16 protein-coding genes are annotated in these 16,241 nt (G+C 54.2%); 13 read left to right on the top strand and 3 right to left on the bottom strand.

The window, feature by feature from the left end; genetic code table 11:
* The first annotated feature begins 89 nt into the window (after nt 1–89).
* Nucleotides 90–854, top strand: a complete 765-nt coding sequence (locus tag L6J37_RS10070; RefSeq protein ID WP_027250519.1) for a DeoR/GlpR family transcriptional regulator — start codon at nt 90–92, stop codon at nt 852–854.
* A gap of 282 nt (nt 855–1,136) precedes the next feature.
* Nucleotides 1,137–2,651 carry a glycerol-3-phosphate dehydrogenase gene (glpD, locus tag L6J37_RS10065; protein ID WP_237794949.1) on the top strand — a complete coding sequence of 505 codons (1,515 nt, stop codon included), beginning with the start codon at nt 1,137–1,139 and terminating at the stop codon, nt 2,649–2,651.
* 103 nt (nt 2,652–2,754) lie between these two features.
* Here the strand turns inward: glpD and L6J37_RS10060 are convergent, their stop codons facing one another.
* Entirely contained in the window at nt 2,755–3,162 is a 408-nt protein-coding gene (locus tag L6J37_RS10060; RefSeq protein ID WP_192016030.1) for a flagellar basal body-associated protein FliL, read from the bottom strand.
* Between the two features lie 158 nt (nt 3,163–3,320).
* Here L6J37_RS10060 and L6J37_RS10055 point away from each other — a divergent pair, with 158 nt between their 5' ends.
* Together L6J37_RS10055 and ubiA are read left to right on the top strand one after the other, a co-directional pair.
* Nucleotides 3,321–3,929 (top strand): chorismate--pyruvate lyase family protein, encoded by a 609-nt coding sequence (locus tag L6J37_RS10055; RefSeq protein WP_237794948.1) that lies wholly within the window; start codon nt 3,321–3,323, stop codon nt 3,927–3,929.
* Nucleotides 3,930–3,939: 10 nt separating this feature from the next.
* Nucleotides 3,940–4,791 (top strand): 4-hydroxybenzoate octaprenyltransferase, encoded by an 852-nt coding sequence (ubiA, locus tag L6J37_RS10050; RefSeq protein ID WP_442957008.1) that lies wholly within the window; start codon nt 3,940–3,942, stop codon nt 4,789–4,791.
* Between the two features lie 69 nt (nt 4,792–4,860).
* Here the strand turns inward: ubiA and plsB are convergent, their stop codons facing one another.
* Complete coding sequence (plsB, locus tag L6J37_RS10045; RefSeq protein WP_192016027.1) at nt 4,861–7,317, bottom strand: glycerol-3-phosphate 1-O-acyltransferase PlsB; 2,457 nt, start codon at nt 7,315–7,317, stop codon at nt 4,861–4,863.
* 220 nt (nt 7,318–7,537) lie between these two features.
* Between plsB and lexA the strand changes: the two genes are divergently transcribed.
* The 6 genes from lexA to L6J37_RS10015 all read left to right on the top strand — a co-directional run bounded on the left by lexA (nt 7,538) and on the right by L6J37_RS10015 (nt 13,529).
* A complete protein-coding gene (gene lexA, locus L6J37_RS10040) occupies nt 7,538–8,158 on the top strand; it encodes a transcriptional repressor LexA (RefSeq protein ID WP_192016026.1) in 621 nt (206 codons plus the stop codon).
* A 92-nt stretch (nt 8,159–8,250) separates the two neighbouring features.
* The gene (locus tag L6J37_RS10035) at nt 8,251–9,048 is read left to right on the top strand and encodes a class I SAM-dependent methyltransferase (RefSeq protein WP_192016025.1); all 798 of its coding nucleotides are present in this window, start codon (nt 8,251–8,253) and stop codon (nt 9,046–9,048) included.
* Nucleotides 9,049–9,296: 248 nt separating this feature from the next.
* Nucleotides 9,297–10,439 (top strand): cytochrome c oxidase subunit II, encoded by a 1,143-nt coding sequence (gene coxB, locus L6J37_RS10030; protein ID WP_442957009.1) that lies wholly within the window; start codon nt 9,297–9,299, stop codon nt 10,437–10,439.
* A gap of 13 nt (nt 10,440–10,452) precedes the next feature.
* A complete protein-coding gene (gene ctaD / locus L6J37_RS10025; protein WP_237794944.1) occupies nt 10,453–12,057 on the top strand; it encodes a cytochrome c oxidase subunit I in 1,605 nt (534 codons plus the stop codon).
* A gap of 9 nt (nt 12,058–12,066) precedes the next feature.
* Entirely contained in the window at nt 12,067–12,618 is a 552-nt protein-coding gene (locus L6J37_RS10020) for a cytochrome c oxidase assembly protein (RefSeq protein WP_192016022.1), read from the top strand.
* Nucleotides 12,619–12,626: 8 nt separating this feature from the next.
* Nucleotides 12,627–13,529 carry a cytochrome c oxidase subunit 3 gene (locus L6J37_RS10015; protein ID WP_192016021.1) on the top strand — a complete coding sequence of 301 codons (903 nt, stop codon included), beginning with the start codon at nt 12,627–12,629 and terminating at the stop codon, nt 13,527–13,529.
* Between the two features lie 12 nt (nt 13,530–13,541).
* Here L6J37_RS10015 and L6J37_RS10010 read toward each other — a convergent pair whose 3' ends face one another.
* Complete coding sequence (locus tag L6J37_RS10010) at nt 13,542–13,748, bottom strand: DUF2909 family protein (protein WP_027250530.1); 207 nt, start codon at nt 13,746–13,748, stop codon at nt 13,542–13,544.
* A gap of 53 nt (nt 13,749–13,801) precedes the next feature.
* On the opposite strand from L6J37_RS10010, the gene L6J37_RS10005 reads away from it, so the two are divergent.
* The 3 genes from L6J37_RS10005 to L6J37_RS09995 are packed head-to-tail and all read left to right on the top strand — an operon-like array spanning nt 13,802 to nt 16,215.
* The gene (locus L6J37_RS10005) at nt 13,802–14,482 is read left to right on the top strand and encodes an SURF1 family protein (protein ID WP_192016020.1); all 681 of its coding nucleotides are present in this window, start codon (nt 13,802–13,804) and stop codon (nt 14,480–14,482) included.
* Nucleotides 14,483–14,516: 34 nt separating this feature from the next.
* Nucleotides 14,517–15,065, top strand: a complete 549-nt coding sequence (locus L6J37_RS10000) for a cytochrome oxidase (protein ID WP_218384496.1) — start codon at nt 14,517–14,519, stop codon at nt 15,063–15,065.
* Between the two features lie 31 nt (nt 15,066–15,096).
* Nucleotides 15,097–16,215: a COX15/CtaA family protein gene (locus tag L6J37_RS09995; protein WP_237794943.1), complete on the top strand. Its 1,119-nt coding sequence runs from the start codon at nt 15,097–15,099 to the stop codon at nt 16,213–16,215.
* Nucleotides 16,216–16,241 lie beyond the last annotated feature (26 nt).

The raw sequence follows: 16,241 nt of genomic DNA, 5'->3' as shown, positions 1-16,241 counted from the left end.
ACCAGACCGATTGCCCAGTAAGATGAGCGCGCCCGGAAAGCGGGCCACTACGGTCATTGGAACTTCGTCAATCAGGAGCAGTAACAGCAGTGAAGCAAAGCAAACGTCATCAGGAGATCATCGATCTCGTGAAAACTCAGGGCTATGTCAGTACCGATGACCTGGTTGCCCGTTTTAACGTCAGCCCGCAAACGATCCGCAGGGATCTCAATGAGCTGGCCGAAGAGAATAAAATCCGGCGCCATCACGGCGGGGCGACTGTGCCGTCCAGCTCGGTCAACACCTCCTACACAACCCGTAAAGTGATGCAACTGGCCGAGAAAGATCGTATCGCGCAGGCGATGGTCAAGCATATCCCCGACGGCGCCACGCTGTTCATTGATATAGGAACCACGCCGGAAGCGGTTGCACGCGCCTTGCTGGACCACTCGGATTTGCGGATCGTGACCAATAACCTGAACGTGGCCGGTATTCTGACCGGGAAAGATGATTTCCGGGTGATTCTGGCCGGTGGTGAAGTGCGTAATCGTGACGGCGGCATAGTGGGCGAAGCGACCCTGGATTTCATCTCTCAGTTCCGTCTGGATTTTGGCATCATAGGGATCAGCGGCATTGATCTCGATGGCTCCCTGCTGGATTTCGATTATCACGAAGTACGGGTAAAACAAGCCATTATAGAAAACAGCCGCTGTGTCATGCTGGGTGTCGATCACACGAAATTCGGCCGCAATGCCATGGTGAATCTGGGGGATATCAGCCAGATTGATATGCTGTTCACCAATAAAACACCACCAGAGCCGCTGGCCAAGCGGATGGCAGAGCTGGATACCCATCTCGAAATCATACTCGACTGACTGACCTTGTTATGAGCGTTTTCGCTCATAATGGTCGCGGCGAGCATTAATCTGCCTGCACATTCTCGGAAAGCTGCCTGATAAGGCAGCTTTTTTGTGCGTATGATCATATCGGCGTCACCTTTCGAGCATAAAAAGGATGATATTCGCTTTCCAATTGGCTATATTGAGCGATATCGAACATTTATACAAAGTGAACACTTTCGAATGCATGTCCTAATATAAGCAGAGAGGAAATGCATTCGGTAAGAGCGCAGCGCAGTTAAGGCACAGGTGAAAGGCATGACAGCAGCAAATGAGATTCTGGATATTATCGTCGTAGGGGGTGGCATTAACGGCGCGGGTATTGCCGCAGATGCCGCAGGTCGCGGATTGAAAGTGGCATTGTTTGAAGCCGATGATTTTGCATCTGCGACGTCGTCTGCCAGTTCAAAGCTGATCCACGGGGGTCTGCGCTATCTTGAGCATTACGAGTTTCGTCTGGTTGGCGAAGCCCTGGCAGAGCGAGAAGTTCTGCTGCGCAAGATCCCGCATATTGCCCGGCCAATGCGTTTTCGCCTGCCGCACCGGCCGCACCTGCGTCCTGCCTGGATGATTCGGGCTGGCTTGTTTTTGTATGATCACTTAGGAAAACGCACCACGCTGCCAGCCAGTGAAGGATTACGCTTTGGCGCGGATTCCGCCCTGGTGCCTGAAATTACCCGCGGCTTTGAATATTCAGACTGCTGGGTCGATGATGCCCGACTGGTTATCTTGAATGCGATGGAAACTGCGGCCCGTGGCGGTGAAGTCCGTAACCGCTGCCGTGTTGAAAAGGCCGAGCGTGACGGCGAGCTGTGGCAAGTGACTGTGCTCGATAGTCAGACCGGCGAGCGTTTCATCCGTCGCTCGCATGCACTGGTGAACGCGGCCGGCCCTTGGGTGAAAACCTTTTATGACACCAGCCTGGATACCCCGTCGCCACGCAATATTCGCCTGATCAAAGGTTCGCACATAGTGGTACCGCGCGTGCACGATGAGCCTCAGGCCTACATTCTGCAAAACGAAGATAATCGAATCGTATTTGTGATTCCGTATCTGGACAGATTCTCCATTGTTGGTACCACAGATGTGGAATATCACGGTGACCCGCGTAAGGTGGCGATTGATGAAGACGAAATCCGCTACCTGCTCAACGTGTACAACGATCACTTTAAGCACAAGCTGCAGCGTCAGGATGTGGTATGGACTTACTCCGGTGTCCGTCCGCTGTGTGATGATGAATCAGACTCACCGCAAGCCGTGACCCGTGATTACACCCTGGAACTGGAACAGGAAGGCTCTCAGCCGCCCTTGCTGTCTGTGTTTGGCGGTAAGCTGACCACCTATCGCAAGCTGGCGGAATCGGCACTGCGCAAGCTGGCACCTTTCTTCCCGGACATGGGACCGGCCTGGACGGCGCAAGCCTGCCTGCCCGGCGGCGAGGCGGATTTTGACCGTGAGCGTCTCAGTGCTGATCTACGCCACCGTTTTAGCTGGATGAGCACATTTACCGCAGATCGCATGGCAACGAATTACGGGATCATGAGCTGGCGGATACTGGAAGGTGTCAGCAGCGAAGCGGAAATGGGGCAGCATTTTGGCGAAGGTTTTTACGCCAGAGAACTCGATTACCTGATGAGCCGTGAGTTCGTTGTCAGCGCAGACGATGCTCTGTGGCGGCGCAGCAAACTGGGGCTGTATCTGAGTAGTGAGCAGCAACAGGCGGTGGCAGAGTATATTGCTTCGCAACATGCCAAGGCGCATGCTGCAGCCTGATACACTGTAATGAAATACGGGAAAAAGACCAAAGCGCCCACCGGGCGCTTTTTTTGTAACCTCTAAACCACAGGTTATGGCGGTGTTGAGTGTTTTGCTGGGGTTACTGGTACAGATATTTGGTGAACAGCAGCTCAGTTAATAGCTTTTGGTTGGTCTCTGCTATCAGCAGGTCATTCACTTTGTCCAGGCATTGCTGGCGTATGGCTTCGCGACCGGCCAGAGACTTGATTTTCACTTCCGGCTGTTCGCCAATGATTTGGATAATGGCGTCACGGATAAGCGGCGCATGGTGTTCAACCAGAGGGATATAATCCGGGTCGGAGACCATGAGATCGACCTGCAGGCGCAGATAACCCAGCTTTTTACTTTGGGTGATATAGTTAGTGGTGATATCCGGCGTCAGGGTGAAATAACTGTATTCAGGGGTCTTTGCCGGCGCAGATTGTGCCAGCGCAGGCTGAGTCAGGGTAATCAGCACCATCGCCAATGTCAGGAGTAGAGATTTCATCTTGCTATCCATCTGTATCAGGGAAAAATCTGTTACCCAAGTGCCTACTTTGGCGAGGAATGATATTCCTGTCCGTGACGGCTTGCTACAATAGGGCATCATTCAGTGTTATCAATTGGCCACATTCTATCACCCTTTCTAGGAATTGAATTGGGAAGATGTCGAAATTCAAGCAGATATATCAGTCCGCTCTGGACAATGCCGACTGGCAACTGACAGAAAACATACACCTCAATCAGCCGCAACTGCAAAGCTGGTTGCAGGAAAATGGCTCGTTGTCACGCCGTTTTGCCCGTTATTGTCATCAGTTCAGTGTGCTTCTGCTGGCGCAGGAGCCGATCAAAGCCAGCAGCTTACAGCCTGATGAACAGGCGATGCTGGGGCCAGTGGATTGCCTGGAGCGTATCGTACTCTTACATGGCGACGGTGTACCCTGGGTGTTTGGCCGCACGCTGATCCCTGTGCCGACCATGACGGGTGAGGAGCAGGACATTGCCCGGCTGGGAGAATCGCCGCTGGGATACCGGGTGTTTACCGATCAGAGTGCGCGCCGTGACGCCCTGCAGCTGGCCCGCCTGAATGTTAATGACGATACGTTATGGGCGCGTCGCTCTCGCCTGTGGGTAAAAGAAAAGCCGATGCTGGTGGCTGAGCTGTTTCTGGCACCCGCTCCGGTTTATCAGGATAACAGCGCCATTCAGCGGCACATTACCGGCGTTATCGGGCAGCGAGAAAGCCGCCCATTACGCACAAAAGTAGGAGAGTGAAGGTTTGGAGATGACCAAGGCAAGGGCATTCTGGCAGTTAGCGCGTATGGATCGCCCGATTGGCAGTTTGCTATTGATGTGGCCAACCTTGTGGGCCTTGTTTCTGGCCGCGGATGGCATGCCGGATTTCAAGGTGCTGGCGGTGTTCGTGCTCGGCGTCTTTTCGATGCGGGCGGCGGGTTGTGTCATCAATGATTACGCAGACCGGCATTTTGACGGCCATGTAAAACGCACCGCGCAGCGTCCTCTGCCTGCCGGTTTGATCAGCGAGCGCGAAGCGCTGGGCTTTTTTGCCTTGCTGGCGTTAGTGTCATTTGCGTTAGTGCTGACCATGAATACTCTGACTATCCAGCTGTCTGTGGTTGGTCTGCTGCTGGCAGCGGCTTATCCGTTTATGAAGCGCTATACCCACCTGCCACAGCTGGTGCTGGGCATGGCCTTTGGCTGGGCCATTCCAATGGCGTATGCCGCGCAGTCTGGCGCTTTACCGCCTGTGGCCTGGATGCTGTTTGTCGCCAACATACTCTGGACCATTGCCTATGATACCCAGTACGCCATGGTCGACAGGGATGATGATTTAAAAATCGGCATCAAATCCACCGCCATTCTGTTTGGCCGCAATGACAAGCGCATTATCGGCCTGCTGCAGCTGGGCACATTAGGGCTACTGATTGTGGTGGGTATGCAGATGGGGTTATCTCAGCTGTACTACTGGAGTCTGCTGGGTGCGGCGGCGCTGTTTGTTTATCAGCAGATGCTAATTCGCGGCAGGGAGCGCGAACCCTGTTTTAAGGCTTTTCTCAACAATAACTATGTGGGGATGCTGGTGTGGCTGGGTATGGCCGCTGGCTTAATGCTCTGAGGTGATGATTCCGCTCCGGTTGTAAAAACGCCCGCATCTAGCGGGCGTTTGCTGTTTTAAGCGGGTGGATTATTTATCCGCTGAATCCGGCCCCGGCTCTTTTTTCTCTTCCCGGTTCATGACTGCCTGAATGGTCAGCTTCACTTCCGGAGAAACCAAATCGGCCAGTAAATCGGCCAGGGTGGCCACCGGACGTGAGACCGCATGGTTGTCCTGATTCAGATAGCCTTCCTGACGCAGGGTTTTGACCATCGCAGAGAAGACGCCCTTATCGAAGAATTCAGGCGCATTAATACCGTGAAGACGGCTTAGGCGCTGTGCCATCATCTGGCTTTGCTGTTCCAGATCGCTCTTCATCAGCTGAGGTTCACTGCGCAGCAGCGTCAGGGCAATGGCGTAGCGCTGCAAGGTTTCGGTAATGGTATTGCCCAGTAACTGAAGCGGGCCGATACGGACACTGTTAAGCGACAACTCATTGCCGTCACTCAGGATCAGCCGCTGCCGGATCAGCTCATCAATCAGGGCATCAAGCGCTTCCGGTAAGTCCGCCCAGTCAAACCGCAGGTACAGCTCGGCCTTCAAAAACGGATACAGCAGGCTGATCTGACGATGCATTTCGGCCCGGCTCAGGCGCTGGTGTGAAACGACTATGTGGGCTATCAGCGAAGGCAGCGCAAACAGGTGGATGATGTTATTGCGGTAATAGGTCATCAGCAGTGACTGCTGCCGATCCAGCGACACTATCTCTCCCAGGCTGTCACGCTCAACCATGAACTTATCCATGCTGATGGCATTCTCAACCAGCTCAGCCGCTGTGTCTGACGGCTGAGTACAGTCCGACGAATACGGCGTGTTATGGAGCAGCTGAAGGTAACAGTCAATCTGTTGCTCCAGCTCTTCACGGCTCAGTGCGCGCTGGCGAGAGGCCAGCAATGCCAGCGCACAGAGAGTCAGGCCGTTGGTTGCTGCTGCATCGTTGATGTGGGTCATCATCTTATCGGCCAGGTTGTTGACCACAGGGTTGAGCCACTGCGGGCGGGCAGGTTCAATCGGGTCGATATGCTGACGCCAGTCTGGCACCTGCTCGTTCAGGTACTGATTCAGCGGGATAGGCTCACCGAAGTTGACGTAACCCTGTCCGAAATTGCGCAATTTACGCAGGGTGCGCAATACCTGACCCAAGCTTTCTTTTTCTTTTCGCTTGCCACGCAGCTCTTTGGCGTAAGTGGCCACTTCCATCACGTGCTCGTAACCAATATACACAGGCACCAGAGTGACCGGGCGGTTGAGGCCGCGCAGCATGGCCTGAATGGTCATCGACAGCATGCCGGTTTTCGGTGCCAGCAAGCGACCGGTACGGGAGCGGCCGCCTTCACTGAAATATTCCACCGAGTAACCTTTGGCAAACAGCTCACCGAGATATTCGCGAAATACTGTTGAATAGAGGCGGTTGCCTTTAAAGCTGCGGCGGATAAAGAACGCGCCGCCGCGGCGGAAAATCGGCCCGGCCGGGAAAAAGTTCAGGTTAATACCTGCCGCAATGTGTGGTGGTACCATGCCTTCCTGATAGAGCACGTAAGACAGCAGCAGGTAATCCATATGACTGCGGTGACAGGGGACATAGACAATTTCATGGCCGTCCTGCGCTAATTGGCGGACCCGCTGGGCATTGCTGACATTGATCCCTTTATAAAGACGGTTCCACAACCAGCTCAGGAAACGGTCACCGTGACGAACCAGGCTGTAGGAAAAATCGGCCGCAATTTCTTCCATCATATCAATGGCTTCTTTGCGCACTTTTTCTAAAGGCACATCGCGGCTTTCCGCTTCCTCGCGGACCACTTTTTCTATCGCTTTGGAGGCCAGCAGGCGGTTAAACAGCGCCTGACGCTGTGGCAGGCGAGGGCCTGCCGCCGCCAGCTTCTGGCGGGAGAAATGGATCTTAGCCACCCGGGCCAGCTTATTGGCAATGGCGTTATCTGTCCCGTGCTTGTCGGCCATAAAGCGTAACGACATGGTCGGGCTGAGGCGGACCATACAATCCCGGCCCTGCGCCAGTACGGCGAAGCATTTTTCCGGACCATTTAAGGCTTTCAGTATCGGTTTTTGCTCACCTTCAGTGCCGGGTTTGCGGCCCCACAGTATCGAAGCGGGCAGCAGCTGAACATCCAGTTGCGGATCGGCTTTATGGGCCGCCAGCAAATCGGTAAACAGGGTTAAGGATTTGGCCGGTAGCTGGCCGTCACTGCCGAAAATACTCGGGCTGTTGGCGACGAAGACATAGCGGGGGAACACCTGGCCATTGATGACAACAGGCTCCAGCGGATCGGGCAGCCCGACGGCCTGGGTCGCTGCGCTCAGGGTCAGCAGATCGGTCTGCGAGCTGAAAGGCAAGGTGTAGATAATAGGGCGGTCGAGATCCAGTTCCAGTTCAGAAACAGGATCGGACGGGATTGTACGGGTCTTAACCAGTAAAGAAAGCGGCAAATTCAGAAGACTTTGCGAAAATTTCTGCCAACTTGACATGTTTATAACTAGCCTCGAAATCTTAATGCGTGGCAAGGATAGCAGAAAACGCGCCGGGTATTGCTGCGAAAAATACGATACAGGATAGCAAAGAGTAAAATTTTGTTCGCTGGCGTTGTGGCAGGGTCAGCCAAGCCAGCATTTCATTGAATATAGTCTTTTCAAAACAATGAACACTGGATATACTCACAGTGAACTGTATAAAAAGACAGGGTATGTCATGAAGCCGTTAACGCCACGCCAACAAGAAGTCTTTGATTTGATCAAAGCAAAAATTGAAGTCGCCGGCATGCCGCCGACTCGGGCGGAAATTGCCCGTGAACTGGGGTTCCGATCTGCCAACGCGGCAGAGGAACATTTAAAAGCGCTGGCCCGTAAGCAGGTGATTGAAATCGTACCGGGTGCATCACGCGGTATTCGCCTGCTGGTGAATGACGAGGATGCACAGGAACGTGGTCTGCCGCTCATCGGGCGTGTTGCCGCCGGTGAGCCGATTCTGGCTCAGGAACATGTTGAAACCCATTACGATGTTGACCCGTCAATGTTTAAGCCGCAGGCTGATTTCCTGCTGCGTGTCAATGGCATGAGCATGAAAGACATAGGGATTATGGATGGCGATTTGCTGGCGGTGCATAAAACCCAGGATGTCCGTAACGGCCAGGTGGTTGTTGCCCGTGTTGATGATGATGTGACGGTTAAGCGTCTTGAAAAGAAAGGGTCTCAGGTGTATTTGCATGCCGAAAACGAGGCGTTTGCACCGATTGTGGTGGATCTGACCCAGCAGCACCTGACCATTGAAGGCATTGCCGTGGGTGTTATCCGTAACGGCGACTGGGGCTGAGGTCTGATTGCGTGTAAAGAACCGACGATTTCTTTGCAATAGTTAATGATAGTCATTATCATCAAGGTATCACCTTGTAGACGATGACGACAATGACTAAATCTGCCCGCTATCATATTCCGGCTGCACTCTTGCAGCCGCTCTGGCTGCGTAGTCGCGAGAGTCTGGCTGACGGTGGTTTGATTTATGACCCCTTAGCCGCAGCGGCTTGCCGGCAGTGTCATCTGGCCCCCGATTGCCTGGCCGGTAATGTTGATCAACACCAGTTGCTGCACGCGACCTTGACCCTGTTGGTGGATCAGCGGGTACAGCATTTTCTGCGCCGTTTTCCTAATGGCCATGTCATCAATGTCGGAGCAGGGCTGGATACCCGCTTCTACCGGCTGGATAATGGCCGGTGCCGCTGGCTGGAGCTGGACTGCAATGAGAACCTGCTGTGGCGGCAAAAGTTGTTTCACGCCAGTGAGCGGTATCGGATGCGGCCGGGCTCTGTAACGGATCTGAACTGGTTATCCCAGCTGCCAACCGCTTTTTCTTCACCTGTTATGTTGGTTTGTGATCAGGCGTTGTTGCAGATTTCTGCGCAGGAAGTGGCGAAATTTGTCCAGCGGATTGGTTGTCATTTCAATCAACTGGAATTGTGCCTCGTGCTGGCCGGCGATCGCTGTGACAGCGGTCTGGGCCATAAATTAGGGACACAGGATTATGCTCATGGTTTTGAAGATCCTGTCCGCCAGTTGCTGCAATGGCTGCCCTGGGCAGAGCAAGTATCCAGCCACTCGCCACTCACTGTGCCTTGTCCGCGCTGGCGCCCCTGGCAGCGTTGGCTGTCGCACTTACCTTCGTTCGGTCACAGATTGACACCTGTGGTGTCGCACCTTCGTTTTTAAGCCCGACCTTTTCTCATTCTGCCCGCTTATGTCTACCAGCGCCCATTTCTTGTGGGCGTTGACTATTTCTTACTCAAAATTTTGTTCATTCTGGCAAATCTGTCCTAAGTTAAATGTAAACAAGCTGTTATAGCTTCTTTGCGCTGATTAGAGGGAATCCTGGCTGAGACAGGTGTTTGCTGTCTCCGGCGCGGGACGTTCGCTGACACTTGACTGTCAGGGTGACTGAGGGAGGGAGCCACGGAATGATGCGGCCATTGTTTTATGGATTGTTGGGCTTGTTGAGTTTGCCTGCATGGGCAGAAACCCAGTCGATGCCGCTGAATATGACCCAGGGGGTTACCGGGGTCAGTCAGCAGGTCTATTCACTGCACATGACGATTTTTTATATCTGTGTCGCGATTGGTATCGTGGTATTCGGCGTGATGTTCTGGGCCATTATTCATCATAGAAAGTCGCGGGGTGCTGTGGCGGCTTCCTTTCATGAAAGTACCCGGGTTGAACTGCTCTGGACCCTGATTCCTTTTGTCATTCTGATCGTAATGGCCATTCCGGCGACCAAAACCCTGCTGGCGATGGAAGATACCTCGCAATCGGATATCACTATTCAGATAACCGGTTCACAGTGGAAGTGGCATTATCGCTATTTCGGCGAAGATGTTGAGTTTTACTCCAACTTAGCCACCTCTCAGGCGCAAATTAACAATGAACGGCAAAAGCGCGATAACTACCTGCTGGAAGTGGATCATCCGCTGGTGGTGCCTGTCGGGCAGAAAATCCGCTTTCTGATGACCTCACAGGATGTGATTCATTCCTGGTGGGTGCCCGCGTTTGCCGTCAAGAAAGACGCCAATCCCGGTTTCATTAACGAAGCCTGGACCAAGATTGATAAGCCGGGTATCTACCGCGGGCAATGTGCTGAGCTGTGCGGCAAGGATCACGGTTTTATGCCGATTGTGGTAATAGCCAAGCCGCAGGCCGATTTTGAGGAATGGCTGCAAGTCACCAAAACCGCCCAGCGGGAGGCGAAAGCTGAAGAGCTGCGTCTGCTGGATATGCAAATGCCCATGGATGAGCTGATGGCGATGGGCGAGACAGTCTATAACACCCGCTGTGCTGTGTGTCACCAGGCCAATGGTCAGGGTTTGCCGGGCGCGTTTCCGGCACTGGCCGGAACAGGGATTTCGGTTGATCCGGCTAAAAAACTGGAACACATCAGCATTGTGGTCCACGGACGTAACGGTACGGCAATGCAGGCGTTCGGCCCGCAACTGAGCCTGAAGGAGCTGGCATCTGTGATTACCTATGAGCGTAATGCCTGGGGTAACAATACCGGCGATATGGTTCAGGCAGCAGAAGTACAGGCAATTCTTAAGGGCGAACAGCTTTAGGGAGTAACAGGGCATGACGGACATGATGCGTGAACAGGCAGTGGAAGAGGCCAGTCATACGGAGCATGATATACATCATCATCAAAGTGGTATCAAGCGCTGGCTGTTTACTACCAACCATAAGGATATCGGGAGCCTGTACCTGATTTTCAGCTTCACTATGTTCCTGGTCGGTGGGGCGATGGCGATGGTGATCCGGGCCGAATTGTTCCAGCCTGGCTTGCAACTGGTGGATCCTAACTTTTTTAATCAGATGACCACAGTGCACGGTCTGATCATGGTCTTTGGTGCCGTGATGCCTGCGTTTACCGGGCTGGCTAACTGGATGGTGCCACTGATGATAGGGGCGCCGGACATGGCGCTGCCGCGGATGAATAACTGGAGCTTCTGGATTCTGCCGTTTGCCTTCGCCATGCTGCTGGGGTCGCTGTTTATGGAAGGCGGCGGCCCGAACTTTGGCTGGACGTTCTATGCGCCGCTCTCGACGACTTACAGTCCGCAGAGTACTGGCCTGTTTGTCTTCTCTATTCATATCATGGGTATCAGTTCCATCATGGGGGCTATCAACGTCATAGTCACTATCATGAACTTGCGTGCGCCTGGCATGACGTACATGAAAATGCCGCTGTTTGTCTGGACCTGGTTGATCACGGCGTTTCTGCTGATTGCTGTGATGCCGGTGCTGGCGGGAGCGGTCACTATGGTACTGACCGACAAATACTTCGGCACCAGTTTCTTTGATGCCGCCGGTGGCGGGGATCCTGTGATGTTCCAGCATATTTTCTGGTTCTTCGGTCACCCGGAAGTGTACATCATGATTTTGCCGAGTTTCGGTATTGTTTCCGCGATTATTCCGGCGTTTTCGCGCAAAAGGCTGTTTGGCTACAGTTCCATGGTATACGCAACGGCGTCTATTGCCGGTCTGAGTTTCCTGGTGTGGGCACATCATATGTTTACCACAGGGATGCCGGTGGCTGCCGAGCTGTTTTTCATGTACTGCACCATGCTGATATCCGTGCCGACCGGGGTAAAAGTGTTTAACTGGGTGGCTACCATGTGGCGAGGTTCACTTACCTTTGAAGTGCCTATGCTGTTTGCCATCGCCTTTATTGTCCTCTTTACCATAGGCGGGTTCTCCGGCCTGATGCTGGCGATCACCCCGGCAGATTTCCAGTATCACGATACCTATTTTGTGGTGGCTCATTTCCACTACGTACTGGTGTCTGGCGCGATCTTCTCCATCATGGCCGCGGCTTATTACTGGCTGCCTAAATGGACGGGGCATATGTTCGATGAACGCCTGGCGAAATGGCATTTCTGGTGCTCAGTGATTTCCGTCAATATTCTGTTCTTCCCTATGCATTTCCTGGGACTGGCAGGCATGCCGCGCCGCATTCCGGATTATGCGCTGCAATTTGCCGATGTGAACGCCATCGTCAGTATTGGCGGCTTTCTGTTTGGTCTGTCGCAGCTGATTTTCCTGGCGGTCGTCGTGAAGTGTGTGCGTGGCGGGGAACCGGCAGGCGCGAAACCCTGGGATGGCGCTGAAGGGCTGGAATGGACAGTCCCTTCTCCGGCGCCTCATCATACTTTCTCCACGCCACCTAAGGTGGACTAAGGGGGCGATATGGCTGACACCGATAAGGAAAAAGGTAAGAAGAAGTCGTTACTGAGCCTGATTTTACTGTCACTGGGGATGTTTGGCTTCGCCTTTGCGCTGGTGCCTCTCTATGACGTGTTTTGTGAAGTTACTGGCATCAATGGCAAAACATCCAATCAGGCCGCCATTGCCAGTGAACAGGTAGACGACAAGCGAACCGTTACTGTGGAATTTATGGCCTATATCAATCCGGGCATGGCCTGGCGATTCGAACCGGAAGTGACCAAGCTGGTGGTGCATCCGGGCGAAACCTACAAAGTGCTGTATTCGGCCCAGAACCTGACTCAGACCGCCACAGTGGGCCAGGCGGTACCGTCCGTTTCTCCGGGGCTGGGGGCGCAGTATTTTAACAAGATTGAATGTTTTTGCTTTAACCGTCAGCCACTGGCTGCCGGAGCGTCAGCAGAGCTGCCTTTGCTCTTCTATATTGATCCCAAACTGCCTGAGGATATCAATACACTGACACTGGCTTATACCTTGTTTAACGCTCAGCCGGAACCTGCGGCGCAAACGCAATGAGGTCGACCATGGCGAATCCGTACACAGAACATGAACAGTCCCTGAAGCCTTCCCATGAGCATTATTATGTGCCGGCGGCCAGCGCCTGGCCGATAGTGGGTGCAGTGGCGTTATTTTTGATAGCCATGGGCGCCGGTGCCACCGTCGGTGGACTGTTCGGCGGCAATGGTCCCTGGATTTTGATGAGCGGGGTGGGTTTGCTGCTGATCATGCTGGTGGGCTGGTTCCGCGATGTGATCCGCGAATCAATGACCGGCCTGTACAGCTCACAGATGGACCGCTCCTTTCGTCAGGGCATGAGCTGGTTCATTTTCTCAGAAGTGATGTTTTTTGCCGCCTTTTTCGGGGCGCTGTTTTACGCCCGGATGATAGCCGTGCCCTGGCTGGGTGGGGCGAGTAATAACGCCATGACACACGAAGTGCTGTGGCCGGAGTTTGTCGCACAGTGGCCGTTGATCATGACACCTGGCGGTACGGAAACCCAGGCCATGGGACCGCTTGGTCTGCCGCTCTACAATACCTTAATTCTGCTGACCTCTTCTGTGACGGTACACTTTGCCCATGTGGCGCTGGAAAAAGGCAACCGCCCGCGCCTGACCCTTTATCTGCTGTTAACTGTGCTGCTGGGTAGCTTGTTCGTGTACCTGCAGGGTGTCGAATATATCCATGCCTATCAAGACATGGATCTGACGTTAGATGCCGGGGTCTACGGCAATACCTTCTTTATGCTGACCGGCTTTCACGGCCTGCACGTGACTCTGGGTACTCTTATTCTCTTTATCGTCTGGCTTAGGGTGTTGAAAGGGCACTTTTCACCAGAGCACCATTTTGCCTTTCAGGCCGGAGCCTGGTACTGGCACTTCGTTGACGTGGTGTGGCTGGGGTTGTTTGTCTTTGTCTATATTCTCTGATGCCAGAGGGCATCAGAACGGCCGGGGATGCGGCTCGATAAGACCCGTTGCCAGTGCCAGCAACAACAGGGCAAACAGCAGGACAGAAAACAGCACGCGCCGGCCAAGGTAGTGAGACATAGGTTTGCTTTGCTTGCCTTTCAGCATCACTGGCAAGGCACGGAATAAGTTAAACAAGATAAAGAACAGCAGGCAGACAATCAGGATTTTCAGCAACATGATAGCTCCGTGGTTGGCTGAATCAGGGCGTCAGGGATGAGGCACAGGACGCGATGAGACGGACAGGTTTTATTCTTTTTACTTTGGTGGTCCTGTCGGTGTTGGTCAAGCTGGGAATGTGGCAGATCTCACGGGGACAGGAAAAAGAAACGCTGACAGCAGCGCTGAAGCTCAGGGGAGAGCAGACGTTCTACAGTGTCGCCAGCCTGCCGGATGATCCTTTGTGGTACCGGGTCAGGTTAAGCGGCGAATATGATCACAGCAAAGCGATTTTACTGGATAACCAGCTGGATCGCGGCCGGCCGGGTTATCACCTGTTTTACCCGTTCCGGACGGAAAACGGCGCCTGGGTACTGGTGAATTTAGGCTGGTTGCCTGCACCGCAATACCGGGATGAGCTGCCTGTGTTACCCGAATTTCATGGCCAGGTCATGCTGACGGGCATGATTGCACCCTCAACTCAGCTTCCTGAACTGAGCGAGGCAGGGACAGAAAGTGGCTGGCCAAGGCGGGTGCAAAATATCAAGCCAGCAGAACTGGCAGGTGCAACGGGATTGCCCTTGCCTGACTGGGTCATACAGATAGCGGCGGATGACCCACTGGCGCTCAAGCAGAACTGGCAGGCCGTAGTGATGGGGCCGGAAAAGCATTATGCCTATGCCGTGCAGTGGTTTCTGCTGGCGCTGGCCGTCGCCGGGCTGGCCTGGTGGTGGCTGAAACGCAGTACGCACTGAGAACGCAGTAGGTACTGAGAAACAGGAGTCAGGGATGAGAAAACACATCAATTTAGTGTTGTTGTTACTGTTGTTTGTGCTGCCTGTGGTGGTGGCCAAGCTGGTGCTGGACAACCACTGGTATCAGGGGGGAGCCATCAATCGGGGACAGTTACTGGAGCAGCCTGTGGTGACCGACTGGCTGGGGATGCGTGGCAAATGGCAGTTGGTGTATCTGCTGCCGGCAGAGTGTGATACCCGCTGTCAGGGCGCCTTGTTTAATTTGCGTCAGGTGCCTCAGGCCATGGGCGCCGAACAGGAGCGTATTGCCAGCCTGGTGCTGATCTCAGGTCAGGGGGATACAGGCTTGCCTGCTGCAGAGCATGTGCAGGCCGGCGGCAGTACAGTACTGGCCGCACCGGAGCCTGTCCTTGCTCAGATCCGTGCGTTGGAATTCGGTGCCCAGGCCATTTATATCTCAGATCCGCAGGGCAACGTCATGCTGGCTTATCCTCTGGTGGAAGGGCAGACGCAGGTGCTGGCTCAGGGTAAGGACATGCTGAGGGATCTCAAACGTTTACTCAAGGTTTCCAAAATAGGCTGATGTTGCAAACCGCATGCGCTAAGGAGTGGCGATGTTATCAATGGCTTCTTCCCGTTACCGGCAGGCCGACCGGCGCTTTATCTGGCTGGTTGGACTGACTCTCTTATTATCCGTTGCTGTGATAGCCCTGGGGGCGTATACCCGGCTGACAGAAGCCGGGCTTGGCTGCCCGGACTGGCCCGGCTGCTATGGTTTCATGACAGTTCCCAAAACTGACGATCAGCATGCACTGGCTCAACAGGCTTTTCCGGATCACCCGGTGGAAGTGCATAAAGCCTGGAATGAAATGATCCATCGCTACATGGCCGGTGCGCTCGGGCTGCTGATAGTCGCTTTGAATGTCCTGGCCCGTCGCCGTGGTGACAGACCACGCCGCTTACCTCTGGTGTTGCTGGGGCTGGTGGTGTTTCAGGCGTTGCTGGGTATGTGGACCGTGACCATGTCGCTCAAGCCGGTGATAGTGATGGGTCACCTGCTGGGCGGCTTTACCACAGCCAGCCTGTTACTGGTGCTCTGGTTGCGGATGCTGCTGAGACACAGAAAGCGGCCTGCGACAGCGGTTGCTTCCTCTCCTGCGTTAGTCAGTGTCCGGCGCTTAGCCGTAGCCGGGCTGATAGTGGTGGCAGTGCAGATTGCACTGGGCGGCTGGACGGCAGCCAACTATGCCGCTGTGGTCTGCACTCAGCTGCCTGTCTGCGAAGTGGACTGGGTAAGTAAATTTGATATCAGGGCGTTTGAGCCCTGGCAGCCGGGTTTTCAAACTTATCAGTATGGCGTGCTCAATTTTGACCAGCGGGTGTCTATTCATGCTGCGCACCGTATCGGCGCCATGTTGACCACCCTGGTGATCCTGCTGCTTGCCTGGCGGCTGTGGCATATCGGCTGGCGGCGCTACGCCGCGCTGATACTGGCGCTGCTCTCTGCGCAGATCGCGCTGGGCGTGACGAATGTACTGGCCAGCCTGCCACTGCCAGTGGCTGTGGCTCATAACCTGGGGGGATTAGGTTTACTGCTCAGCGTACTGGCGGCGAACTGGGCGTTGTTTATGGCTCGGGCTGCGGTGAATGTCAGCCGGGCTGCTTCTATACCGCGAGTGAAAACGGTCCGCCATGCACTGATTCAGGTGCAGGCAGGAACATATGGAAGGTAAACGCATTTTGGCCGTATGACACCCAA

Origin of the sequence: Photobacterium sp. WH77 (genome assembly GCF_022014395.1) — a bacterium.
GTDB classification, from domain to species: domain Bacteria; phylum Pseudomonadota; class Gammaproteobacteria; order Enterobacterales; family Vibrionaceae; genus Photobacterium; species Photobacterium arenosum.
Note: the sequence above shows the minus strand (reverse complement) of the source record. Positions and strands in the feature narration are given on the sequence as shown.